General features: G+C 50.2%; 22 protein-coding genes. 15 read left to right on the forward strand and 7 right to left on the reverse strand.

The window, feature by feature from the left end:
• Positions 1-313: 313 nt before the first annotated feature.
• On the forward strand, positions 314-1,315 hold the full coding sequence (locus GX364_05880) for a DnaJ domain-containing protein (GenBank protein ID NLI70371.1): 1,002 nt from the start codon (positions 314-316) through the stop codon (positions 1,313-1,315).
• A 26-nt stretch (positions 1,316-1,341) separates the two neighbouring features.
• Here GX364_05880 and GX364_05885 read toward each other — a convergent pair whose 3' ends face one another.
• On the reverse strand, positions 1,342-2,724 hold the full coding sequence (locus tag GX364_05885; protein ID NLI70372.1) for a hypothetical protein: 1,383 nt from the start codon (positions 2,722-2,724) through the stop codon (positions 1,342-1,344).
• A 189-nt stretch (positions 2,725-2,913) separates the two neighbouring features.
• Between GX364_05885 and GX364_05890 the strand changes: the two genes are divergently transcribed.
• The 7 genes from GX364_05890 to GX364_05920 all read left to right on the forward strand — a co-directional run bounded on the left by GX364_05890 (position 2,914) and on the right by GX364_05920 (position 9,228).
• Positions 2,914-3,345: a transcriptional repressor gene (locus GX364_05890; protein ID NLI70373.1), complete on the forward strand. Its 432-nt coding sequence runs from the start codon at positions 2,914-2,916 to the stop codon at positions 3,343-3,345.
• Positions 3,346-3,671: 326 nt separating this feature from the next.
• Positions 3,672-4,064 carry a rubredoxin gene (locus GX364_05895; GenBank protein NLI70374.1) on the forward strand — a complete coding sequence of 131 codons (393 nt, stop codon included), beginning with the start codon at positions 3,672-3,674 and terminating at the stop codon, positions 4,062-4,064.
• Between the two features lie 17 nt (positions 4,065-4,081).
• Positions 4,082-4,471, forward strand: a complete 390-nt coding sequence (locus tag GX364_05900) for a desulfoferrodoxin (GenBank protein ID NLI70375.1) — start codon at positions 4,082-4,084, stop codon at positions 4,469-4,471.
• Positions 4,472-4,649: 178 nt separating this feature from the next.
• A complete protein-coding gene (locus GX364_05905) occupies positions 4,650-4,814 on the forward strand; it encodes a rubredoxin (protein NLI70376.1) in 165 nt (54 codons plus the stop codon).
• Positions 4,815-4,828: 14 nt separating this feature from the next.
• Positions 4,829-7,426, forward strand: coding sequence for an ATP-dependent chaperone ClpB (gene clpB / locus GX364_05910; GenBank protein ID NLI70377.1), 2,598 nt, complete (start codon positions 4,829-4,831; stop codon positions 7,424-7,426).
• A 179-nt stretch (positions 7,427-7,605) separates the two neighbouring features.
• Positions 7,606-8,709: an aminoglycoside phosphotransferase family protein gene (locus GX364_05915; protein ID NLI70378.1), complete on the forward strand. Its 1,104-nt coding sequence runs from the start codon at positions 7,606-7,608 to the stop codon at positions 8,707-8,709.
• A 57-nt stretch (positions 8,710-8,766) separates the two neighbouring features.
• On the forward strand, positions 8,767-9,228 hold the full coding sequence (locus tag GX364_05920) for a metallophosphoesterase family protein (protein ID NLI70379.1): 462 nt from the start codon (positions 8,767-8,769) through the stop codon (positions 9,226-9,228).
• A 30-nt stretch (positions 9,229-9,258) separates the two neighbouring features.
• On the opposite strand, the gene GX364_05925 is transcribed toward GX364_05920, so the two are convergent.
• A complete protein-coding gene (locus tag GX364_05925; GenBank protein NLI70380.1) occupies positions 9,259-11,214 on the reverse strand; it encodes an ABC-F family ATP-binding cassette domain-containing protein in 1,956 nt (651 codons plus the stop codon).
• Between the two features lie 405 nt (positions 11,215-11,619).
• Between GX364_05925 and GX364_05930 the strand changes: the two genes are divergently transcribed.
• Positions 11,620-11,814 carry a helix-turn-helix transcriptional regulator gene (locus GX364_05930; protein ID NLI70381.1) on the forward strand — a complete coding sequence of 65 codons (195 nt, stop codon included), beginning with the start codon at positions 11,620-11,622 and terminating at the stop codon, positions 11,812-11,814.
• Positions 11,811-12,296, forward strand: a complete 486-nt coding sequence (locus GX364_05935) for a hypothetical protein (protein ID NLI70382.1) — start codon at positions 11,811-11,813, stop codon at positions 12,294-12,296. The genes GX364_05930 and GX364_05935 overlap by 4 nt, the downstream gene beginning before the upstream one ends.
• Before the next feature lie 189 nt (positions 12,297-12,485).
• On the opposite strand, the gene hypB is transcribed toward GX364_05935, so the two are convergent.
• The 4 genes from hypB to GX364_05955 all read right to left on the reverse strand — a co-directional run bounded on the left by hypB (position 12,486) and on the right by GX364_05955 (position 16,047).
• Positions 12,486-13,160 carry a hydrogenase nickel incorporation protein HypB gene (gene hypB / locus GX364_05940; GenBank protein ID NLI70383.1) on the reverse strand — a complete coding sequence of 225 codons (675 nt, stop codon included), beginning with the start codon at positions 13,158-13,160 and terminating at the stop codon, positions 12,486-12,488.
• Entirely contained in the window at positions 13,160-13,510 is a 351-nt protein-coding gene (locus GX364_05945; GenBank protein ID NLI70384.1) for a hydrogenase maturation nickel metallochaperone HypA, read from the reverse strand. The genes hypB and GX364_05945 overlap by 1 nt, the downstream gene beginning before the upstream one ends.
• A 93-nt stretch (positions 13,511-13,603) precedes the next feature.
• Positions 13,604-14,686: a 4Fe-4S binding protein gene (locus GX364_05950; protein NLI70385.1), complete on the reverse strand. Its 1,083-nt coding sequence runs from the start codon at positions 14,684-14,686 to the stop codon at positions 13,604-13,606.
• A 44-nt stretch (positions 14,687-14,730) separates the two neighbouring features.
• A complete protein-coding gene (locus GX364_05955) occupies positions 14,731-16,047 on the reverse strand; it encodes an NAD(P)/FAD-dependent oxidoreductase (GenBank protein NLI70386.1) in 1,317 nt (438 codons plus the stop codon).
• A gap of 409 nt (positions 16,048-16,456) precedes the next feature.
• On the opposite strand from GX364_05955, the gene GX364_05960 reads away from it, so the two are divergent.
• The 5 genes from GX364_05960 (at position 16,457) to GX364_05980 (ending at position 21,357) form a co-directional block, all read left to right on the forward strand.
• A complete protein-coding gene (locus GX364_05960) occupies positions 16,457-17,350 on the forward strand; it encodes a site-specific DNA-methyltransferase (GenBank protein NLI70387.1) in 894 nt (297 codons plus the stop codon).
• Positions 17,351-17,397: 47 nt separating this feature from the next.
• Positions 17,398-18,474: an NAD(P)-dependent oxidoreductase gene (locus GX364_05965; protein NLI70388.1), complete on the forward strand. Its 1,077-nt coding sequence runs from the start codon at positions 17,398-17,400 to the stop codon at positions 18,472-18,474.
• A complete protein-coding gene (locus GX364_05970; GenBank protein NLI70389.1) occupies positions 18,471-18,869 on the forward strand; it encodes a hypothetical protein in 399 nt (132 codons plus the stop codon). Before GX364_05965 ends, GX364_05970 begins: the two co-directional genes overlap by 4 nt.
• A gap of 14 nt (positions 18,870-18,883) precedes the next feature.
• A complete protein-coding gene (locus tag GX364_05975; protein ID NLI70390.1) occupies positions 18,884-20,296 on the forward strand; it encodes an NAD(P)/FAD-dependent oxidoreductase in 1,413 nt (470 codons plus the stop codon).
• Positions 20,297-20,430: 134 nt separating this feature from the next.
• Positions 20,431-21,357, forward strand: a complete 927-nt coding sequence (locus tag GX364_05980) for a quinate 5-dehydrogenase (protein NLI70391.1) — start codon at positions 20,431-20,433, stop codon at positions 21,355-21,357.
• 145 nt (positions 21,358-21,502) lie between these two features.
• On the opposite strand, the gene GX364_05985 is transcribed toward GX364_05980, so the two are convergent.
• The gene (locus GX364_05985) at positions 21,503-22,888 is read right to left on the reverse strand and encodes a hypothetical protein (GenBank protein NLI70392.1); all 1,386 of its coding nucleotides are present in this window, start codon (positions 22,886-22,888) and stop codon (positions 21,503-21,505) included.
• Between the last annotated feature and the right edge of the window lie 173 nt (positions 22,889-23,061).

Below are 23,061 nucleotides of genomic sequence, written 5' to 3' on the forward strand. Positions count from 1 at the left end.
TATTCCGTGAAGCTGTTTCTTCAGGGCTGCAATCGTGAGTTTTATCGTCACCGGGCAGAAAGGGCAGCGCAGTAGCAGGGGGTTTTTGTATTTTTCAAGGTTGTCCCCGGGAGAAAACCCCGATGAATGGGTATGGATCTTTCATATCTTCCGGGCCATGCTGGCGCTATTTTACAAAACGTGATTGACAAAACAAGATATGTATATAACAATATTTATTCGATAGAATGAGTGTTGTAAAGTATCCATTCACGGATACTCGCAGGGTCCACCCATGAGCGTGGATTGGCAAATCAAAGTGAGGGAGAAAGATATGGCCGCAAAATTTCAGGATTATTACGAGATCCTGGGAATAGATCGGGATGCATCGGATCAGGAAATAAAGTCTGCCTATCGCCAACTGGCACGGAAATGGCATCCGGACATGCATCCTCGGAGCGACAAGGAAAAAGTAGAAAAGAAATTCAAGAGGATCAACGAGGCTTACGAGGTGCTGAAGGATCCGGAAAAAAGATCTCGCTATGATCATCTGGGAAGCAGATGGAAGGATGGGCAGGATTTTCAGCCTCCCCCCGATATGGATGGTTTTCATTTTTACACCTCACAGGATTTTGCCGGTTCTGATTTCGGGGGAGGGGGATTCAGTGACTTTTTCGAGATGCTTTTTGGGCGTGCTGCAGCCGGCCGTGCCGGGGGCGGCCCGGGTAAAATACAGGGCGAAAACCTGGAAAGTGAACTCAAGCTGACCATTGAAGAAGCTTACCGGGGAACGGTCAAAACTGTAAGGTTGACCGGAAGCAGGGTCTGTCCGGAATGTGGAGGTGCAGCCATTGTTGGTGGAAGGTATTGTCCCCGCTGCGGAGGTACCGGTGCCCTTCCGGAGGACAAAACCATCGATATCAAGGTGCCGGCGGGTGTCAGGAGAGGGAGCCGCATCCGCCTCAAAGGCCAGGGAGGCGAAGGCCTGGGAGGAGGCGCCCGTGGAGATCTTCTCTTGAAAATTGATATTCTGCCACATCCGCTATTCCAACTGAAAGGCAATGATCTGGAATCGGAGTTAAGATTGCGCCCGGAACAGGCGGTTCTGGGCGACCGTGTTCCTGTACAGACTCTGGATGGCCGGGTTAACGTGGTTGTGCCGGCCGGGAGCAGGTATGGAAAAAAACTGCGTCTGCGGGGAAAAGGATTTCCCGACAAACAGAAAAAACGTGGGGATCATTATATTCGACTGGTTATCGATCTGCCCCACAATCTGACCGATGAGGAAAAAAAGCTTTATCGACAGTTGAGGGATCTTCGCCCGGGTGGGAAATAAATACGGTCCGGGTATCGTAACAAGGGTCATATACCATTCGGGGTTTCCAGTTGTTCTTCCAGCTGTTGAACGACATCCATCAAACTTGTAGCCATATTGCTGATCTCGTGCACGGAAACCGATTGTTGCTGGGATGTCGTGGCCAGGCTTTCACTGTTGGCTTCCAACTCTTCCCCCATGGCGGCAATGCTTTCAATGTTTTTCAAAACGTTGTTGACGGAATGAATGATTTCCTTGAAACTCTCCCCGGTATCTTCGATCGCGGCCGATCCCTTGCGGACCTGTTTGACCCCTTTGTTTATCTTTTCGATTGTTTCGTTGGCCTTGATTTCATTTTCTTCCACTATGGTGGAGATCTCATCGGCCGAATGGGCTACCTGTTCGGAGAGTTTCCTGACCTCCTCGGCGACCACGGCAAAGCCCCGTCCCGATTCACCGGCTCTTGCTGCTTCGATGGCGGCATTCAAAGCCAGCAGGTTGGTCTGGTTGGAAATTTTATTTATGGCGGCGATGATATTGCTGATTTCTTTTGTTTTACCCACCAGTTCATGTACCGAATCCTGGATCCCCACGATTACATCCTGGATATTGCCTATGTGGGACAGAACCCCTTCAACTTTTTCCTGCCCCTGGGTGGCCTTGATATTGGCATCACGGCTTTCGTTTGCCATTTCCGTTGACTTTTGTGCCAGATCCTGGATGCTTTCGGCAAATGAATGGGTGGTGGCGGCAACTTCCTCGACGGCCGAGCTGATATTGATCGAGTAATCAGAAAGGTTTTTGCTTACGGCGGAAGCTTCACCGGCTATCTTTTGTGTGCCGCCTATGAGCAATTCCATTTTTCTGTTGGTCTGGCCAAGGTTTTTCTCCGAATCCATGATCATATCGACGAATTTCCGCCCCTGAAAGGCCATGAACACTATTCCGAAAGCACTGATTATGAAAGCGAAAGGGGCTGTGTCCAGATCGGTAGGCGTCAAATCGAGTCTGGGGCTGGGGATGTTGTACATGATGATGAAATTGGCCACTACTGATATTGCAGCTATGGATATAGTAAAATAAAGATTATAATACAGAGCGCTGATGGCAACCAGAAAAAACCAGAGAAAGGACAATTGCAATCCTTCCCCGGAAGAGATGATGATCGACAGAATTGTGATTGTGCCTGCGATAGCGATCAAATATTTCATAAATTTTCGATCCTGATAGTAACGCAGAAGAATGGTGCCTACAATCAGAAATACGATAGCCACAGCGCTGCTGATGATGAACGTGCTGATCTCGATCCGGGAGAAACCGATCAGATTGAGAATGATGGTAAAGACCAGGCCGACCAGTGAGGCCACCCATAAAAGACGCATAACCAACCTGTTGGTTTTGATTTCGTTTTGTTGTAGAAAATCTTTCATTGCTCTGCTGGCCCCCTTTTTACAGTTGGCAGGAATTCGGTGGTTTTGTAGATGAACCTGACCTAATTATACATGTTTCGAATGCATATTACAAAATCGAAACTTTTCTTTTTTGGTATATTGACAAGCCTGCAAAACTATATGATAATTATTATCAGTTAGTAAGAATGAGCAGAGGGAAGTGAAGGTTTGAAAAGATATTCCATGATTATCAGAAAAAATGGCCTGCGGGTTACACCGCAAAGAGTGCTGATATTGAAACTGATACGCGAAAGCAGTCTTCATCCTTCAGCCGAATCGCTCTGTGTACACGCCCGCGAAAGATACCCGGGCTTGAGCTTGAATACGGTGTACAGGACCCTGGATTTATTTGAGAAAAAAGGGTTGGTCAAGAGGTTTGATTTCGGTGAAAATATCTATCGTTATGACGGCAATACTGCTCCTCACGCTCATTTTTACTGTGTGGAATGCAAGCGACTGCAAGACATGGAAGGGGAACACATGAATCTGATCCATCGGGTGGGAGAGCAATGCAGCATCAAATATGGCATAAAGGTTATTGCGCTTGAACTGTTGATACGGGGAATATGCATGGAATGCATGAGGGGAAGGGAGGGGTGAAAGGCGAGAGATCGTGATCGAGAGAGCGGCATGGATTGTTTGGACCGATCGGGACGGTCCGGGTATCGCCATAACTCTAACGAAAAATTTTAAAGGATAAAGAAAAAGAAATCATGGAGATGGGGTGGGAATTTGGTCAAGACAGGCGGAAAGGTAAAAAACAAACGGAAGGCTCCCGTGAAAAGAGTTGCGGCTGCAGCCATGAACAGGACGGGAGGATCATGTGCAGGAGTCAAGTACCCGTGTACCTATTCCTGCAAAAAATGTTTTTTTGAATCTGTTTATCATTGAAACAAGAGTTTTCATTCAGGTGTGAAAGGGGGACGATGATGATGGTGAAGATGTGGCGGTGTATTGTCTGCGGCTATCTTCATGAAGGGGATGAACCCCCGGATTTGTGCCCGAAATGCGGGGCCCCGAAGGATAAATTTGAACTGTTGGATGAGGAAGAAACCGGGTTGATGAAAGATGCCTCCCTGACCAAGAGAAAATACGAACAGATCTTTGACCGGCTGGAAGAAATCAGGGAGATTGCTGAAGAAGGTATCGTCCTGGACCTCGATGAAGGATGCAACAAGATATTTGCCCGGGTAAAGGAAGATATCGCTGCCATTCATGGTATGATAGAAGATGAATTGTCGGGGCATGCAAAATATTGTATCTGGGTAAAGGCGGCGCAAGATGGGGAGATGGTCCCCCCAGAAACGAAAGAAAAATAATTGAGGGAGTGATTTCGGTGACCGAATTATTGCAGGTTTACAAATGCATGGTTTGCGGAAACATAGTGGAGGTTCTGCATACGGGAGTGGGCAAATTGGTCTGCTGTGGCCAGAACATGAACCTGTTTACGGAGAACACGGAGGACGCCGCATACGAGAAGCATGTGCCGGCGGTAAGTAGAGAGGATGGAAAGGTGGTTGTGAAGATCGGTAGTGTCCCCCACCCGATGGAAGAGAAACATTATATCGAATGGGTGGAGTTGATAGCGGGGAACAAGGTGTATCGTCAAACATTGCTACCCGGAGAGGAGCCGGAAGTTGTCTTCGATTGTGTGGAAGACGGGCAGATCGTGGTGCGGGAATATTGCAACATCCATGGCCTCTGGAAAACCGAGCTCGCGGATTGACCTGTTCCATGCTTTGTGAAATCATTGGCCTGTGGCCGGAACCGATTGTACAATATTTACCCCTGTGACGGGGAATTGTTTGAAAGTCATTTCCCCAATATCATGAATGCTGTCGGAGCCAGGTGACGGGTATCAGACGGAAAGAACAATTTCAGAACACACAAGGCGGTGTTATAAAATGAAAAAGTATGTTTGTGAAGTATGTGATTATGTTTACGATCCGGCGGAGGGTGATCCTGACAACGACATATCACCCGGTACGGCTTTTGAAGATCTGCCCGACGATTGGGAATGTCCGGTCTGTGGTGTCGGGAAAGATGAATTTGTTGAAATAATCGAGTAACAGGTGATCGAAAAGTGGATATCAATCTTTTTACACAGAAATCAAGGGAAGCCATGGAGATGGCCCAGCGTGAAGCTCTTGAGCGGGGGCATCAGGTCCTGAACCCTTTACATCTTCTTTCAGCATTGCTGGCACAGGAGAAGGGGATGACTGTCCGGCTTTTCCAGGAAATCGGCGTTGATCAACAGCAACTTGAACAGGGATTGGAAAAATTGCTGGGGAAAATTCCCCGTGTGTCCGGCTACCAGGGCGCGTTGCAGATGAGCCCCAACCTGACTCGTGTTTTATACAGGGCGGAGCAGGAAACGAAACAGCTCATGGATGAATATATAAGCGCGGAACATCTGTTGCTGGCAATGATAGAGGTCGGTGAAGATGACCTGAAGTCACTTCTGTCACAGCAGGGTGTTGGCCGGAACTCCATGCTCAATGCTTTGAAATCGGTACGTGGTTCCCAACGAGTTACTTCCGACCAACCGGAAGCAACCTACGAGGCCTTGACTCGCTATGGCCGTGACCTGATTGCCCTGGCGGCGGAAGGGAAACTGGATCCAGTCATCGGGCGGGATGATGAGGCCCGCCGGATCATGGAAATATTGTCCCGGCGCACCAAGAACAATCCGGTGCTGATCGGGGAACCGGGCGTGGGCAAAACTGCCGTGGTTGAAGGGTTGGCCCGGCGTATCGTGGCCGGGGACGTACCGGAAGGTTTGAAAGGCAAGAAGGTCATTGCCCTTGACCTCGGGGCACTGCTGGCAGGGGCCAAATATCGCGGTGAATTTGAAGAGCGGCTCAAGGCGGTGCTGAAAGAAGTCCAGGAGGCGGCGGGTAATGTGATTCTTTTCATCGATGAATTGCATACCGTGGTCGGAGCCGGTGCCACCGGGGAAGGGGCCATGGATGCCAGCAATCTGTTGAAACCGATGCTGGCCCGCGGGGAATTGAAAGCGGTCGGGGCCACGACCATAGATGAATACAGGAAACATATCGAGAAAGATGCGGCATTGGAACGGCGATTTCAACCGGTGCTGATCGAGCCTCCCTCGGTTGAAGACACGGTTTCGATACTGCGTGGCCTGAAGGAACGATATGAGGTACACCACGGGGTACGCATCCAGGATGCAGCTCTCATTGCCGCGGCGGTTCTTTCCGACCGTTATATCACCGATCGATTCCTTCCTGACAAGGCTATCGACCTTATGGACGAAGCGGCAGCACACCTGCGCATACAGATCGACAGCATGCCTGCGGTTCTGGATGAGATAACTCGCCGGGTGATGCAACTTGAAATCGAGGAAGCTGCTCTAAAAAAAGAAAAGGACCCTTCATCCAGGGAGAGCCTGGATAGGCTTCAGAAAGAGTTGAAGAAATTGCGCCTGGAAGCGGAGGCCATGAAAAAGCAATGGGAAGAAGAGAAAAAATCGATCTCCAAGGTGCAGGAAATCAAGAAAGAGATCGAGGAAGTACGCATGGCAGCGGAAAAGGCGGAAAGAGAATATGATCTCAACCGGGCGGCTGAACTGAAATATGGCCGTCTCAATGAACTGGAACGTTCCCTGAAAGAAGAAGAGGAGCGGCTGGCAAACAAACATGAACAGGAGATGTTCCTGAACGAAGAGGTTAGCGAGGAAGACATCGCCAGGGTTGTCAGCCGATGGACAGGCATACAGGTAAGCAGCATTCTGGAAGGTGAACGCGAAAGATTGATACGGCTGGAAGAAATTTTGCATCGGCGGGTAATCGGCCAGGAGGAAGCCGTGAGTGCTGTTGCCGATGCGGTCATCAGGGCTCGTAGCGGGATCAAAGACCCCAATCGGCCGGTGGGCAGTTTCATTTTCCTGGGCCCCACGGGGGTGGGGAAAACAGAACTCAGCAGATCACTGGCGGAGGCCCTGTTTGGAGATGAGCGCAGCATGGTTCGCCTTGACATGTCCGAGTACATGGAAAAACATGCAGTGGCGCGCCTGATAGGAGCCCCCCCGGGTTACGTCGGATACGATGAAGGCGGTCAGCTGACCGAAGCGGTGCGCAGGAGGCCTTACAGCGTGATTCTTTTCGACGAGATCGAAAAAGCGCATCCCGAGGTATTCAACGTCCTGTTGCAGATACTGGATGACGGGCGTCTTACCGATGGCAGGGGGCGTACGGTCGATTTCCGCAATACGATCATCATCATGACTTCCAATATCGGCAGCCAGGAGATATTGTCTTATCAGGAAAAAGAAGGCGAATATGACCGGATGAAAGAAATTGTGCTGGGAATGTTGAGGCAGTATTTCCGGCCCGAGTTTCTCAACAGGGTCGATGAAATTATTGTTTTCCATGTGCTCAAACCTGATCAGATCACCGGAATCACTCTTCTTTTGCTGGAACGACTTCGAGACAGACTTCTGGAGAGCACCTCCCTGTGCCTGAAATGGAAACAGGAGGTAGTTGATTATCTTGCTGAAAAGGGATATGACCCCACTTACGGGGCCCGTCCCCTGAAGCGGCTCATTCAGCAGGAAGTGGAGACTCCTCTGTCGCGCAAGATAGTGGCCGGGGAAATCAAGCCCGACGGGGTGATCACGATGTGTCTGGATGATCGCGGCGGCCTATATTTCGATTGTTGATCGGGGCCATGACACGTATTGTCAATGGCAGGCGGGGTGGCATTGTCCACTCCGCCTTTTGATTGTCAAATTCCCGGAGGGCAAAAATGTGGCAGAAGCGTGGCCGGAATGATAATATATAGTAAAAATACGGGGTAGCAATTATTACAGAAATATTCCTGTCGGGGAAAGGGAAAAAGATGCACATTGCAGAGATCGTGAAACACTTCAAATTCGAGGGCGGATACGCGGGGGCCGACCAGCTTGCATCCGGTCATATCAATGATACCTATGTCGTTGTTTTTGTCGGGGCAGGCGGCCAGAAAAGACGTTATATCCTGCAACGGATAAACCGGAATGTATTCAAGGATCCCGGCCTGCTGATGGATAATATCGTCAGGGTTACCCGTCACCTGCAGAAAAGGATCGTGGAAAACGGGGGTGATCCGGCCCGTGAAACCATGAATGTTATTCCCACGCGGGGCGGCAACAGCTACCACAGGACAGGAACGGGGGACTGCTGGCGTGCCTATGATTTTGTTGAAGGGGCGCGATCGTACCAGAAGGTGGAAGACCCCTTGCAGTTTTACCATGCGGGCAGGGCTGTGGGCAGATTCCAGATGCTCCTTGATGATTTTCCTGCCGGGACCCTTCATGAAACCATCCCCGGTTTTCATGATACCCCCGGGCGCTTGAATGTTCTTTTTCAGGCGGTGGAAAAGAACAGTGCAGGCCGTGCCGATCTTGTAGTTGCCGAGATTGATTTTGTGAAAAAAAGGGCTGCCGACACGAAAGTGCTTGTTGATCTGCTTGCCGAAGGCAAACTCCCCTTGCGGGTCATCCACAATGATACCAAGTTCAACAATGTATTGATCGATGACGAGACGGGCGAGGGCATCTGTCTGGTTGATCTGGATACGGTGATGCCCGGACTGTCCCTGTACGATTTTGGTGATGCTATACGCTATGGTTCCAGTACCGCCGCCGAGGATGAACCGGATCTTTCCAGGGTGAAGATGGATATGGTGCTGTACGAACAATTCTGCCGGGGATATTTGCAGGAGACTGCCCATTTTTTGACTCCCCTGGAGATCGAGTACCTGCCTTTCTCGGCCAGGTTGATCACTCTAGAATGCGGCATCCGCTTTCTGACCGATTATATCGAGGGGGATCTGTATTTCAAGACACAACGGAAAGATCAAAACCTTGATCGTGCCCGTACCCAGTTCAAACTGGTGAGTGATATGGAAAACAACATGAAACGGATGCAGGCCATTGTTGAAAAATATTCTGATGCCGGATAGGCGGCCGGGGGCCCGGTACGGGCCGATGCAGTTGAAAGGAAAGGTTTCAAAAAGGCCATGAGCAAGATAATCGGTATCATATCCGACACGCACGGGCTCCTTCGTGAGGAGGCGATCGAAGCGTTACAAGGCAGCGATCTCATCCTCCATGCCGGTGATATAGGTACACCGGAAGTGATACGGACACTCGAGAAGATTGCCCCCGTGGTTGCAGTCCGGGGCAACATGGACCGGGGTTTCTGGGCTGACGACTACCCTTTGACACAGGTGGCGGAATGTGGGCACCGGACATTTTACATCCTCCATGACCTCAAGAAACTGGAGATCGATCCTGCCAGGGCTGAATTCGATGTGGTCGTCAGCGGGCATACCCATCGTTTGTCGGAGGAGTGGAAGGATGGAGCCCTGTATCTGAACCCCGGCAGTGCCGGTCCCCGAAGATTCGGGTTGCCGGTAACTCTCCTCCGGCTGAAGGTAGAGAAAGAGAGCATGGAGGTTTTACCCGTTACCTTGATCTGATAGATCGGGTAAAAGCGCCTGCCCCGGGGTTCAGGGATCCGGTTCCTCGGGAGGAAGCATCTCAAGTCTGGTGGCGGCTTTCTCCCATCGTGCATAGAGATCCTTGATTTTTTTTCGGGTCTGTTCCAGCTGTTCTGCAAGGCCCCTTGCTTTCTGGAAATCATCGTAGGTTCCTGGCCGGGCCAGCTTCAATTCCAACATCTTTTTTGTTTTCTCGGCATAACTGATTTCCTCTTCCAGGTTGGCGACGATCGCCTCCATTTCACGTTTGTGTCTCCTGAGGGCCAGCATCTCCTCCCTGCGTCTCTTCTTTATTTCCCTTTCCCGGAGCCTCTGCTGCCGGGCTTCTTTCTTGCCGTCGGTTTCCGGGCCAATTTTATCACCGGCCCGTTCTTTCATCTCCAGATAGGCCTGGAAAGAATATGGATATAGATTTGCTTGAACATCCTCGATTGCCAGTACAGCCGTTGCCAGGCGGGAGATGAAATAGCGATCATGAGAAACCAGCATGATTGTTCCCGGATAGGCGGAAAGCGATTTTTCCAGTTGTTCAATTCCACCGATATCCAGATAATTGGTGGGCTCATCCATGACCAGGAAATTGCTATCGGAGACCGCGATCCTGGCCAGGGCCAGGCGGCTTTTTTCACCGCCGCTCAAATCCCGGGCGGTCTTGAAGACATCATCTCCCCGGAAGAGATAAGAGGCCAGATAGCTGCGCGCCTCCGACTCCGACATTGCCGAGACATCCATGACATTTTCAAGGACGGTGGCATCGTGATCAAGCTGTTCATGTTCCTGATCGAAATAGATCATCTTGACCCCCGGCCCCCTCCTGATCGAGCCGCTGTCGGGAAGCATCTCACCGGTGACCATGCGCAGGAGAGTGGTTTTGCCCGATCCGTTGGGGCCCATGACGGCGACCCGCTCTCCCCGTCTGATCTTGAAAGAAATATTTCCAAAAAGATTCATGTCGTGGAAAGATTTGCTGACTTCATCAAAGGCCAGGACAATATTGCTGCCTCTCCCGGTAAATTGGAATCGGGGTTTCATTTTTAGGCTGTCTTGCGTTTTTTCCACCAATGTTAGTCTGTCCACCATTTTCTTCCGGCTCCGTGCCCTCTTGATTTCATCTGTCGATGCGTTGCGGATAAAATCCAGGTCCTTTTTGATAATTTGTTGCTGTTTCCTGTATGCCCTCTCTGCAGCAATTCTTTCCATCTCTCTCTGTTTGGAGAAGGAAGAGTAATTTCCCCTGTAAGTTCTGATCACTGAATTTTCCAGAATGGAAATTTTGTGGACGAAGCGATCAAGGAAATAGCGGTCGTGGGAGACGATCAAAAGCGCCCCGCGCCAGGCATGCAGATAATTTTCAAGCCAGGCAGTGGCTTCCGGGTCCAGGTTATTGGTGGGTTCGTCCAGGATGAGCAGGTCATGATCCCGCAGGAGAAGGGAAGCCAACTGCGCCCGGGTTTTTTCTCCGCCGCTCAGAGTGGACATTTCCTGCAATAGTTCTTTCTCGGTAAAGCCCAGGCCATGAATAACGCCAAGGAGTATTCTTTCAAAATCGTAACCGTCCATGAATTCGAGACGGCAGGACAGTTCACTGTATTTATCCATCAGGGAGTGCAGGGCAGCTCTGTCGTCCCTGATTTCGGGCCGGGCCATTTTGTTTTCTATTTTTGCCAGTTTCTCCTTCAATGCAAAAAGATCCTGTCTGGATTCCTTCAGAAAATCCTCCAGGGATGTGCCGGGCAGAGGTTCCGGTTTCTGGCTCAGATAGCCACAAGTCAGGCCCCGGGCAAGGGCGACCTGTCCCTCATCTGCTTTTTCCTCTCCCACGATGATCCTGAGGAAAGTGGTTTTCCCGGAGCCGTTGGCACCCACGAGCCCGATCTTCTCACCGGCCCCGATACGAAATGAGACCCCCGCAAGAACCTTCTTGGATCCATATGACTTGTGAAGATTGCTGATATTTAAAATCATTACCCCATCTTCCTGATGTAAAGAATTTGTTCAATTATCATCTTACCCGAGCCACGAAAGAATTTGAAGCTAGCGGATGGATATGAGAAAAACGGTCACATGCTGCAAATGCTGTAAAAGAAAAACCCGCCCGGCGGGAACCGGGCGGGAATTCAATGAAGTGGATTGTTCCGAAGCGCCCTGCCCCGCTGGTATGTTTCCATGGGATCATCGTTGCAGTCAACACTTCAGAATCCACTTCCTGATCAATAGTCTGTATATTACGGACAATATTAAAACAGGTAATCATAGGCAATCGTGGCGGGGCAGGCCAGGTGTCCCTTCAACGCAAGATTTTTGAAACAGGGTGCAATATATAGTTGACAAAATGCAATATATATGTTACATCAATATAGGGAGGTGGCCATGAAAAACAAACGGATGAGAATAGCGCGTATGGAACATGACATGAAACAGGAAGATCTGGCGAAGGCAGTGGGGGTGACGAGGCAGACAATCGGTTTGATCGAGGCCGGTGATTACAATCCAACCCTCAACCTGTGTATTGCCATCTGCAAGGCGTTGGGCAAAACACTTGATGATTTGTTCTGGGAGGAATGATGATGAAAAAAGGAAATATTCAAGATGAAAGAATGGTATTGCAGAGAAGAAAGGTGGCCAGTGGCGCTTTCGGAATATTGTTCTATGCTCTGCTGGCATCTGTGATAGTCCAGCAGTTTGTTTTACATGCACCTTTTTCCCAGTACGCGGTGGAAGCGATTCTTTTGTTGGCGGCGTCCATCTATGTGGTGACGGGAAACGTTCTTGTCGGCAATGATATCTTCCCTGACAGTAACGGCTGGAAGATAGTTGTAATCAACAGTCTCTTCTGCGGCATGGCTTTGGCGGCAAGCGTTACGGTGCTCAACACAATAAATCATGGGCTGGAAAAAATGGGTGGTGCCTCCTGTATTGCCCTTGTTGCCTCGATCACCTTTGCTTGCAGTACGCTTGCTTCATTTTTCGTTTTCGGGTTGATTTATCTGTTGAACAGGAAGAGGCAGAAGCGGATCGATGAAAAATACAACGATCCGGATGATTAGAAAGCTACTTCCGGTTTCCATTTGTTTGAAAAGAAATTCGAGGGATTGAATGAAGCTACCGGTGAGGCAACATATCATAACTTTACATCTATTGAAAGCCTTCTTTCATCATAAATGGAGGAGCCAGATACTCCGCCATATCCCGAAGCCCCACCAGGGGGTATCAATGTAGAAACGGGCGGAGAAAGATTACGGTTCATTCTTGAGGGAGGCAATCTCCCCGTTCAGCCAGTCAATCCATGCCCCGATGCCCTCTCCCGTTTTGCAGGAAATCTCCAGTATGGCCATGCGGGGATTCAGATTCAAAACTCTCTTGCGCAGGGTGCCCGGGTCAAAATCACTCAGTGAAAGATAATCCATTTTATTGACTAGAAGAAGATCACAGACAGAAAACATGAGGGGGTATTTGAGCGGCTTGTCATCTCCCTCGGGAACGCTCAAGATCATCACATTTCTATGTGCGCCGGTGTCAAATTCTGCCGGGCAGACCAGGTTGCCGACATTTTCGATGATGATCAGATCCAGTTTATTTTCGCCCAGGGCTTCGAGCCCCTGATTGACCATGATGGCATCCAGATGACAGAAACCGCCTGTTCTGAGCTGGACAGCGGGAATGCCCGTGGCAGAAACTTTTTCGGCATCAACGGTCGAGTCGATATCTGCTTCGATCACGCCGAGATTGACGTTGCCCTTCAACCCTTCTATTGTCCGCATGATCAGGCTGGTCTTGCCCGAACCCGGTGAAGACATCAGGTTCAGGAGCATCGTTCCCTTTTTTTGCAGTTGTTCCCGGGTCGTTCCGGCCAGCCGGGCATTGTCACCGAGAATTTCCTTCCTGATTTCGATGAGCCTGACTTTGGCCATCACTGTACCTCCATTGTTTTGATGAAATATTCCCCACCGGAAACAAGCGTGGCGCTCGTTGCCCCGCAAGCTGGACAGGCCAGGTTTCCTATATTTTCCGCATGGGCCTCGTAGGACAGGTTACAACTACTGCACATCACCATGATCGGCATTCTTTCTATCTTCAGCTTTGCTCCCTCGGCAACCGTGCCTTTGCTCAAATAATCAAAGTAACGCTGCAGCCATGCATCTTCCAGATCGCTGAGCTTGCCGATCTGCAGGTGAATGGAAAGCACCTTGCTGGCCCTGTTCAGGGCAGCGTGTTGCAGGGCGATGTCCAGGATACTCTTCGTTATCGGCAGTTCGTGCAATGCGACGCGCCCCTTTCATCATTCCAATTTTTTTTGCATGTTTTTTGCATGACGGCGGCGGAGTGCCCCGCGGCATCCGGTATTTGCGGTGAATCAACCCTGCATTATTTTCAGAAAAGCTTCCAGCCTGCCTTTTTCCTGCAGCACGGCCGTGGCCATTTCACCCAACGTATCCGGGGTTGAAGGCGCCTGCTCCCTTTCCGCCAGGACAATGGCACCGGTGGGGCAGGTGGTAACACAGAGGCCGCAGCCGATGCATTCTGCCGTATCAACCACCGCTATCTGATCCACCATCTTTATCGCTTTCATCGGGCAGCGCTCATCGGCACAGGTTGAACAGCCCGTGCATTCATCGGCATCAACCACGGCCTCGAAGCGGCTGGGCTCGAAAGCATGTGGATGGTTCAGCTGGGTTTTTCCGCGCAGAACGGTGCAGCAGCAGGGGCAACAATTGCAGATGAGATTTGCCCGATCCGCACTGTTGTTGCTTGTATGTACCAGGCCCGCTTCTTCCGCAATATCCAGTACCTTCAGAGCTTCATCCTTGCTGATATGGCGGGCAAATCCGCCCTCGACAAGAAAATCCGTGGCGCTGCCGAAAATCAGGCAGACTTCCTTCGGCCTGTCGCAGGCGCCGATACTGACCCTGCAGGCGCATCTGGCCAGTGCGATGGAAGAGGCGTTCTCGATGAGGTGTTTGACCTCTTCATAGGGATGGACCCGATTCAGCGGCGTGATTGATCTTTCAACGGCAACCACCCTCATCAGGGGTGTGGGATTTCCGGCAAAGGAGACACCAAGTGCTTCCCGGTGGTATTTTTCCCATAGTTCACCCAGGCGTTTGTGTACCGGTTGGCCGCCGCCCTTCATGAAGGGAAACTCGAATATCCCCGGAATCAGCGGTAACAGGCCGTAGAGTTTCTGCCCTTCCCTTTTCTTGGTGATAATAATTCCCTTACCGGCCATTGCTTCCAGACGTTTCAACGTCTCCTCCCCGGGAAGTCCCGCTTTCCGTGCAATTTCCTCCACATGTTTTGCCTTGTAGCTCATGGCCACGGCCACGGCCGCTTCCTGCGGTGTAAAAAATATCCTCAAGATTTCATCAAGATATTTGGACTTTGGCGCGGTAGCCGGATGAGAATCCAGAATTTCTCTCAATTGCTCGTAGATATCCATCGATTACCTCCTTTGATTTTATGCGTGCATATCAATCATGTTACTCATGAATTCAACATCCTGTCAAAGTTTTCCTGCCAGGTGTCTATTTTGACCTCGTTGTATGTCGGGGGGATGTTCAGGGCCATCTTTCTCGCCTTCCTTGCTTTTGACAGCACCTGGTTGAGCTGCAGCAACAGACCCATCTTCCGGTAGCCCACGGCCAGTTTGCGCAGCATGTCGGGAAGGGAGAGATCGACCAGCTCTCCGACGGCAGTTTTTTTCATATCGTCTGCATCGACCACGTTGTGGCCCATCAGATAGCTGAGCCCTTCGTTGTCGGCGGACAGCAGCCACCTTTTCAGAACATCCACCCCGGTATTTTCGGCCCCGAAATCGGTCATGACCCGCACCTGGTAATGCCACAGGTTTTCCACGGATAGAGGGCTTTGAACAGCCGCAGTAATCACTTCAGCCAGAATGTGCCCTGCTATCATGGAAGTGGCTATGCCCGAGCCCAACATGGGGATGGTCATGAAAGCGCTGTCGCCCACTGCAACATAGCCGGGGCCCACCATGCGTGAAAGGGGATAGCGGATGGGTATGGCTGTCGAATAGCCACCGCGCAAGATCCGGTCGCCGATTATCTCGTTGTCTTCCCGCAGTGCTTTCAACCCCCGTTGCAGGGTCTGATCGTCCAGTTGCCCGATCCGGCCCACAAGAACGTTGACCTGGCCCGATGGGTCAAAGATACACCAGGAGATACCCTCTTCGCCCAGATGTTTGAGATATGCTTTGTTGGTATGTTCCGGCTCCCTGGAGCCGGGGCGGCGGTTGTAAAAGGCCCGGTAGGCATATATGACTTCTTCTTTCCGGGGGTGGCGCTGGATGCGGTAACTTCCCGGGAGCCGTTCCCTCAATATGGAGTTGAGCCCGGAACTGTCGATAACCAGGTCGGCGAAGACCTTCTCTCCATTCACGATCATGCCCCTGACCCGGTTGTCCTCGACAATCAGATCTTCGACCACGGCTTCATGATAGATCTCTGCATGCTCCGCCGCCCGGGCCAGAAGCAATTCGATCAGGGGGCGGCGCTCCATGGACAGATCTATTTTTTCTGCATCCTGGTAAATCCGGATGATATTCTTGCCGTCGGGGGTGATAAACGACCAATCCCTTTTTTTGAAATAATATTCCGGTTCCGGCAGGGGGATATTCAACCTGGTAAAGACATGCGGCGTCACATCATCGTGCCAGTCGTAACTGACTTCTCCCTGCCTGTTCTTTTCAAAAACTTTGACCTCGTATCCATGTTGGCCCAATATCCGGGCAGCTACCAGGCCGCCCCCTCCGGCACCGGCTACAATAATTTTACCTTTCATTGTTAGACCAGCGTTACACCTGTCCCCTGTAGACGGAAAACGCTTTCTCCTTTCCCGAGCTCTATTCAGTTGTCCCCCCGGATCACAAGTCGGGGTGGCGACTGTCCTCCAGAATATATTTGGACAGAAGAAGATATTTCTCCTTCACGGGGATCAGGGTGGTGTTGCCTCTCCTTGACCCATGAAGCTGCAGGAGCAAAGCCCTTGACTCGCACCAACCAAATTATACCCCGTGATATTGGATCAGAAATAGCACCGGGGCCCCGGGTGCAAGCAATTTTCGGTAAAGCCATGCCGATTCACCCTCCTGGCATAAATTGACGTTTGATAAAAAATGCCTTAATATTAAATTAATTGATGGATGGGGACGAAAACAGGAGTTTTTTGGGGGAGATAATCCTTGGAGTGCATGGAGACAATTCACAGGGTGCTTATCGGGGATGCAAGGAAAATGAGCGAGGTTGCGGACGAATCCGTACATCTGATAGTTACCTCCCCTCCTTACTGGCAGATAAAGGATTATGGAGACGATAACCAGATCGGCTTCAACGACCTTTACGAGGAATATATCAACAACCTCAACCTTGCGTGGCATGAGTGTTATCGGGTATTACATCCGGGGTGCCGCTTCTGCATCAATATAGGCGACCAGTACGCCCGGGCCATTCATTATGGCAGATACAAGGTTATTCCCATCAGGACAGAGATCATAAAATTTTGCGAGACGATTGGCCTCGATTACATGGGGGCGATCATCTGGCAGAAAGTTACCACCTGCCACACCACGGGTGGGGCCACGGTAATGGGGTCCTACCCGTACCCGCGCAACGGTGTACTCAAACTCGATTACGAATTTATTCTTATCTTCAAAAAACTGGGGGAACCCCCGGCGGTTGATAAAGAAATAAAAGAACAATCTCGCATGACCAACGAGGAATGGAACACTTATTTTGCGGGACACTGGAAATTCCCCGGAGAGCGGCAGGATACACATCTGGCCATGTTTCCGGAAGAACTTCCGCGCCGCCTGATCAAGATGTTCAGTTTCAAGGGTGAAACAGTTCTTGATCCCTTTCTGGGCAGCGGGACCACTTCTCTGGCTGCCAGGAATTTGCAGAGGCATTCAATTGGTTACGAAATAAATGAGGATTATCTGCCCCTGATCAAAAAGAAACTGGGGATGATCCAACTGTCCTTTTTTGAGCGGGCACGGTATGATGTGGAGAGAAGCAAGGCAGCTGTCACGGATTACAGGGAGGAGATGAAACGATTGCCTTACATCTTTACCGTTCCGCAACGTTGAACAGACATGGTATCGGCTTCGGAGTTATATAGATTAGGAGGGGGGAAATGATGGCCAGGACAGCATTGGTAACCGGCGCCTGCGGTTTTGTGGGCACTCACATGGTTTCCCATTTGATACAACAGGGGTGGGATGTGATTGCCACGGATCTCGACAGGGAAGATCATGGCAATTATTACTGCGAAAATGGGGTTTTGCATCCGAGCTACCAGAAAGATGCCATCGGAGAGTATGACATGGAGTTTATACCCGCTGATCTGACCAGGAAAGAAACGTTGTATCCCCTGTTTGAACATCGGATCGATGTTATCTTCAATATCGCCTCTCTCTACGATTATTTTGCCCTCTGGGATGTGCTCTACAAGATCAACGTGGAGGGAACCAGGAATCTGGTCGAGGTGGCGGTGGAAAAGGGAGTCAGAAGGATAATCCACTGGTCCACGGAGGGTGTTTATGGCGAGACCCCCGGGGAGCCGGTAGATGAAGATTTCCCGAAGAATCCGACCAACCTTTATTCCAAATCAAAGTTGGCCCAGGAAAATTTACTCTGGGATCTGCACGAGGGAAAAAAAATAGACCTTACCATCCTGCGGCCGGGGCCTATCTATGGGCCCAGGCACCGGTACGGTGTTTTTCATATCCTTTACGGCGTGGCCCGGCTGGGAGTCATGATTGTCCCTGTTATCTATCCCGTAAGCCGTACCCTGATGTTTCCCTCGGTTGAGGTACGCGATCTGGTCAGGGCAGCCCTGTTTGTTGCTGAACGTGACGAATCCTGCGGGGAGGCTTACAATTTGCTCAGTGATCCCATCTCGCAGGCCGAGTTGATGGAACTGGTATGCAGGCAGATCGGCATTGACCATATCATCAAGCTTCCCATGCCATGGCCCATCTACAAGGCACTTGCGGCGGTGTTGCGCAAGCTCGTTCTGGCCATGGACAGGAATGCCCGAAAAAAGAACAAACGTCCCAAGGTGGACGTACCCATGATCGAATACATGACCCATCAATACTGGTTTTCCAATGAAAAGATCAAAAACCTGGGTTTCAAGTTTATCTACCAGGATCCTCGCAAAGGTTTGTATGAATTTATCGGATACTGCAAGGAGAGGGGATTGCTATGAAACTTTTCTTGTATGATGTGCCAATCATTATCGTTCTCGGTTATCTACTGGGCTGGTATTTTTCCAAGAGAGGTTATGAAAAGAATGAATTTTATCTTTTCTACATGTGCCTGTTCACTTTTCTCTTCTGGCTGAATGTGCTTCTGTCCAATATAACGGGAATGAAACCCTGGTTTATCGGCGGCGGCCATGTCGGTTCTGTTCCGGTACTGATAGGCATTTTTTATGTGCTTTCCTACCCCCTGTTTTGTACCTGGGGAACCAGGCTATTTCAGTATTTCTGGGGAAGCACCCCCTATCAGAATGGCCTTTCCTGGGCCATCGGGGTGGAGGAGAGGGCCAAGCCGTTCAAACCTTCCTGGAAAACCGGTACCGCTGACAAGAAAGAAATATGACGGAGGGAAAGAAAATGGGATACAAGGTTGCGATTGCCGGAGCCGGGCCCGGCGGGGCTGTTCTCGCCCGGAAACTGGCGGAAGAGGGTATCGATGTTACGATCTATGAAAAAGGAGAATTCGAGCAGTTGGGCCACGACTGGTCGGATGCCGTGGAGAGGGTAGCACTCGAGGCGATTGGAATAGAAATGCCCGTTCTGGTCGGTAATCGTTGGCAAGGGGCCCTGGTAAAGGAGCATGGATCGGAAGAAGGGCTTTTTGAACCGCATGCCATACCGCGCTTGAAGCTATTCAGCCCCGATTATTCCAGTGTGAAGGAAATCGAATTCCGGATGATCACCACCGACCGGCAGGCACTGGGAAAGATGCTGGTTCAGCAGGCCGTGGATGCCGGGGCAGAGATCAAGTATGGATGCGAAGTTCTCCGGTTGCTTTACCGTGAAAGCGGCACCAATGGCCCGGACGGCGTTGACGTTTACGGGCTAAAATACAGGGATCTGACAACCGGTGATATCCGGGAGATGGAAGCGGACATCGTGGTCGAATCCTCCGGTTACAAATCCGTCCTGCGCCGATCGTTACCGCCATACACCGGCCTGGCCGACGAATTCAAAGATTCTGCTTTTGGTTTTGTCAACCGCGAGGTCCGGGTGCGTGACCCGGAACTGGCCAAAACAGACATAATTGCTGACCACTACCGTTACGGTTTTCATACCGGATATCAATGGTCCCATATTCATAACGAGGAAAGGATCGATGTGGGAGCGGGAGTCAGACACGATCCCGCCAATCCGGACCCCAAGGATCTGATCGAGGACTTTATTGCCAGGCATGCCTCTATCAGGCCCGAAATGGTAAGAGGGGGCCGGAGGCTATGCATCGTTGGCCGTCCGCTGTTGAATTTTGCCACCAATGGGTTTCTGGTTATCGGTGATGCCGCCTCCACCTCGGTACCGACAACGGGCTGTGGAGCGGGCTCGGCCATGCTGGTGGGACTCTGGGCTGCGGAAGTTATTGCTTCTGCGGCGCGGGAAGGAAGGCATGATCTCGGGAAGTTGTGGGAAATCAACAAGAAATTCTATCTTGACCATGATCGGGGTGCTTCCTTTGCAGCTCTTTCAGCTCTGAGGACAGCCCTGCAGGATCTTGGTCATGACAACCTGAATTTTCTTTTTCGCAAAGACATCATGAATCGCGAGATGTTGGAAGACGCCGTCAACGGGAAATTCAACCCGCCCGGATTGGACACCAGGGCCAGATCCTTGCTGCATGGAATATTCAGGCCGTCTGTCCTTCTCAAAATGAATAAAACGGTGGCAGCCAGTACAAAAATTTATGACCATTACAAAAACTATCCGCCGATCTGGGACCCGCGCAACTTTGAACGATGGAGGATGAAGACCGAAAAACTTTTCCGGGACTACTGATCTGGTTGCGCAAGAAGGAATTACCTGTGGGGCAGAATGGTTTTACTTATTGTGGAATAATTGTTGCTCCAGGCTATGAAAACTCAGGGGAAGATGTAATCAAGAATAAAAGGACAGGTCAGGAGAGTCGGTAATTGAAACATGTCGTCAGTGTAAGTATAGGTTCATCGGCACGCAACCATTCGGCCAGGATCAATCTGCTCGGTAAGGACATCCTTGTAGAGAGAATCGGGACAGATGGCGATATTCACAAAGCGATAGAGTTGATCGGGAAGTTGGATGGCCAGGTGGACGCATTCGGGATGGGCGGTATCGACCTCTACATGGCCGGGGTGGGCCGACGATATGTTTTTCGTGATGCCCGGAACATCTCCACTGCTGCCCGGAAGACCCCGTTGGTGGATGGCACCATTCTCAAGAGCACCCTGGAGTACGATGCGATAAAGTATGCCGCCGGGACCGATCATCTGCCCCTGTCCGGCAGAAATGTATTCGTCGTTTGCGTTATAGACCGCATCGGTATGGGGCGTGCCTTCGAAGAACTGGGGTGCAAGACGGTGTATGGCGATCTGATGTTCACCACCGGTATGAATATTCCGTTACATTCATTGAGCTCGATCTACCTTCTGGTACCGGTGTTGATGCCCATATTGACGAGGCTCCCATTCAGCTGGATATATCCGACCGGCCGGCAGCAGAATGAAAACCGGGAGGAAGGGAAGAAAAACCAGGGGCTGAAATTCCAGAAATATTATCATGGCGCTGACATCGTCGCCGGCGATTTTCACTACATCTACCAGCACCTTCCCCCGCGCATGGAAGGGAAGATCATTGTCACCAATACGGTAACTTCAAAGGAAGTCGAGGAATTGGGGCGCAGGGGTGTCAGCGTCCTCATGACCACCACCCCTGAGATAGAAGGCCGATCCTTCGGGGTTAACGTGATCGAGGCTATCCTGGTGGCACTGATGGAGAAACCCCCGGACAGGATCACCCGATCGGATTTCGTCCAGATGTTGGAACGCCTCGACATCAAACCGCGTATCACCCGGTACGACTGAACTTTGGCCTTTCCTCCGGCCGGCACCGCGCCCTGCAATTTTAAAACGCTTTTTTCTGCGTGGAAAATACACATGTAAAAAAAGCCCCGGTAGCTGTTTGCTACCGGGGCAAACTCTTGCGAATGTTTTACGATTACCTTGTGTCTCAGTATCTCACGGGAAAATATCCTATCAAGCCCACAATATAACGCAATATCAGGATAGCGTCATTCACATCAACAGAGCCACTCCCGTCCACATCCGCTGCAAGGGTTTGATCTTCATTCAGTTTTACCAATCCTACAACGGAGCGTAAAACCATGATCGCATCTTGAACGGTTATATCGCCATCACCGTTCGGGTCGCCATGCAAGACATATGGATCCCAATTGATCCATCCCATAATGAGATCGCGGTTATAATCATCGAATGCCGGACCCATGTTATATAATGGTGAACCCCATTGGTCGTATATGCTGCCAGCAGCGATACTTACTACTACTGGGGTATCGGATACTTCATCATTTGCCAGGACAGGGCCCCCGCTGGTGCCAGGTGTAATGTCTGCCAAAAAACACACCGCATAGTCAGCATAATCAGTTATTGTCACTGTATAATCGGCAGAACACCACATCGCATAACTGTTTATTTCATTTCGAACAACTTCTGGATAACCGACAACAACAACCCACTCGGGTTTACAATTGAAGACAACAGGTACAAAAGTATCGATCCCCGTGAAAGGTTCCCCGAAGAACAATGCACCATAGTCGGAAAAGTCACCAATTGTATAACCAGCATAGTCAACATAATCAGCACATATTTCAAAATATGTTGTGCTTTTATATCCATAAGGCCAGTAAATATCGCCCCCTTCGTACGATTGATACTGCCCCGGATAAAAATAAACCATATCGGCCCATTCGTAATAAAAATCATAAACATTATGCGCACAGGTAAGGGCGATATATGGAGAAACCAAAAAAGCGGTTCCACGGTAATACAGGCCCCCTTCCATATACGTAGATTCTATATATCCAACTGTGTTTAAGGGATATTCTGTGGTTTCTTCGATGCGGAGTCTATCATCTGTACCTATTACATTCGAAGTCTCGATCGGGTTGGTGGCGGGGGTGATGCTTTCTGCCGTTGATATTTTTTCATGGCCAACGTTCGATATCGATGTGGCGGAATCACCGTATTTTGGTTTGAATTCCACGGGTAAAATATGTTTTTCAGGGCTTGGAATTTGTTTTTCAACAAGCTCATATTGATTTGACTTCTTCATCGTCATATACATCTCATAATATTCTGTACCGTTCACCCATTGTCTCGATTTATTGTACAATTCCTGGATTTCCTTTTTGTCAAGAATCTTCCTGCAGGGTTCCTCCAGGAATATTAAACGTTCCCCTCCATCAAGGTCATATTCATACCACCTGTGGAACACATTTTCAATTATCTGCATAACTTCCCTGTCTGGAGAGTCGTAGCCTGCTATTGATAGAATACTTCTGGCTGCTTCAAATGAATGATAATCGTTATTTTCCATGCTTACAGCTTCCGTTGTTTCCTGCAATCCTGTTGATGATACAGATAAGGGAAATTGTAAAATGAATTGCCCGGGGGGTTAAAATAATAGCCCATCCACAGCCAACATCAGTTACACTGAAGTTGCTAAATAAAACAGAGCAACGGAGGTGACATTAGGATGGGCCAAGACAA

This window comes from Bacillota bacterium, assembly GCA_012518215.1.
Lineage (GTDB): Bacteria > Bacillota > Dethiobacteria > DTU022 > PWGO01 > JAAYSV01.

What these genes read in the sequence shown, in the direction of transcription:
- GX364_05970 (NLI70389.1), top strand. Translation starts at nt 18,471, where the DNA reads ATGAAACTTTTCTTGTATGATGTGCCAATCATTATCGTTCTCGGTTAT.
- GX364_05920 (NLI70379.1), top strand. Translation starts at nt 8,767, where the DNA reads ATGAGCAAGATAATCGGTATCATATCCGACACGCACGGGCTCCTTCGT.
- GX364_05950 (NLI70385.1), bottom strand. Translation starts at nt 14,686, where the DNA reads ATGGATATCTACGAGCAATTGAGAGAAATTCTGGATTCTCATCCGGCT.
- GX364_05905 (NLI70376.1), top strand. Translation starts at nt 4,650, where the DNA reads ATGAAAAAGTATGTTTGTGAAGTATGTGATTATGTTTACGATCCGGCG.
- GX364_05915 (NLI70378.1), top strand. Translation starts at nt 7,606, where the DNA reads ATGCACATTGCAGAGATCGTGAAACACTTCAAATTCGAGGGCGGATAC.
- GX364_05975 (NLI70390.1), top strand. Translation starts at nt 18,884, where the DNA reads ATGGGATACAAGGTTGCGATTGCCGGAGCCGGGCCCGGCGGGGCTGTT.
- GX364_05960 (NLI70387.1), top strand. Translation starts at nt 16,457, where the DNA reads ATGGAGACAATTCACAGGGTGCTTATCGGGGATGCAAGGAAAATGAGC.
- GX364_05880 (NLI70371.1), top strand. Translation starts at nt 314, where the DNA reads ATGGCCGCAAAATTTCAGGATTATTACGAGATCCTGGGAATAGATCGG.
- GX364_05885 (NLI70372.1), bottom strand. Translation starts at nt 2,724, where the DNA reads ATGAAAGATTTTCTACAACAAAACGAAATCAAAACCAACAGGTTGGTT.
- GX364_05895 (NLI70374.1), top strand. Translation starts at nt 3,672, where the DNA reads ATGATGATGGTGAAGATGTGGCGGTGTATTGTCTGCGGCTATCTTCAT.
- GX364_05930 (NLI70381.1), top strand. Translation starts at nt 11,620, where the DNA reads ATGAAAAACAAACGGATGAGAATAGCGCGTATGGAACATGACATGAAA.
- GX364_05925 (NLI70380.1), bottom strand. Translation starts at nt 11,214, where the DNA reads ATGATTTTAAATATCAGCAATCTTCACAAGTCATATGGATCCAAGAAG.
- GX364_05965 (NLI70388.1), top strand. Translation starts at nt 17,398, where the DNA reads ATGATGGCCAGGACAGCATTGGTAACCGGCGCCTGCGGTTTTGTGGGC.
- hypB (NLI70383.1), bottom strand. Translation starts at nt 13,160, where the DNA reads ATGGCCAAAGTCAGGCTCATCGAAATCAGGAAGGAAATTCTCGGTGAC.
- GX364_05985 (NLI70392.1), bottom strand. Translation starts at nt 22,888, where the DNA reads ATGGAAAATAACGATTATCATTCATTTGAAGCAGCCAGAAGTATTCTA.
- GX364_05935 (NLI70382.1), top strand. Translation starts at nt 11,811, where the DNA reads ATGATGATGAAAAAAGGAAATATTCAAGATGAAAGAATGGTATTGCAG.
- GX364_05955 (NLI70386.1), bottom strand. Translation starts at nt 16,047, where the DNA reads ATGAAAGGTAAAATTATTGTAGCCGGTGCCGGAGGGGGCGGCCTGGTA.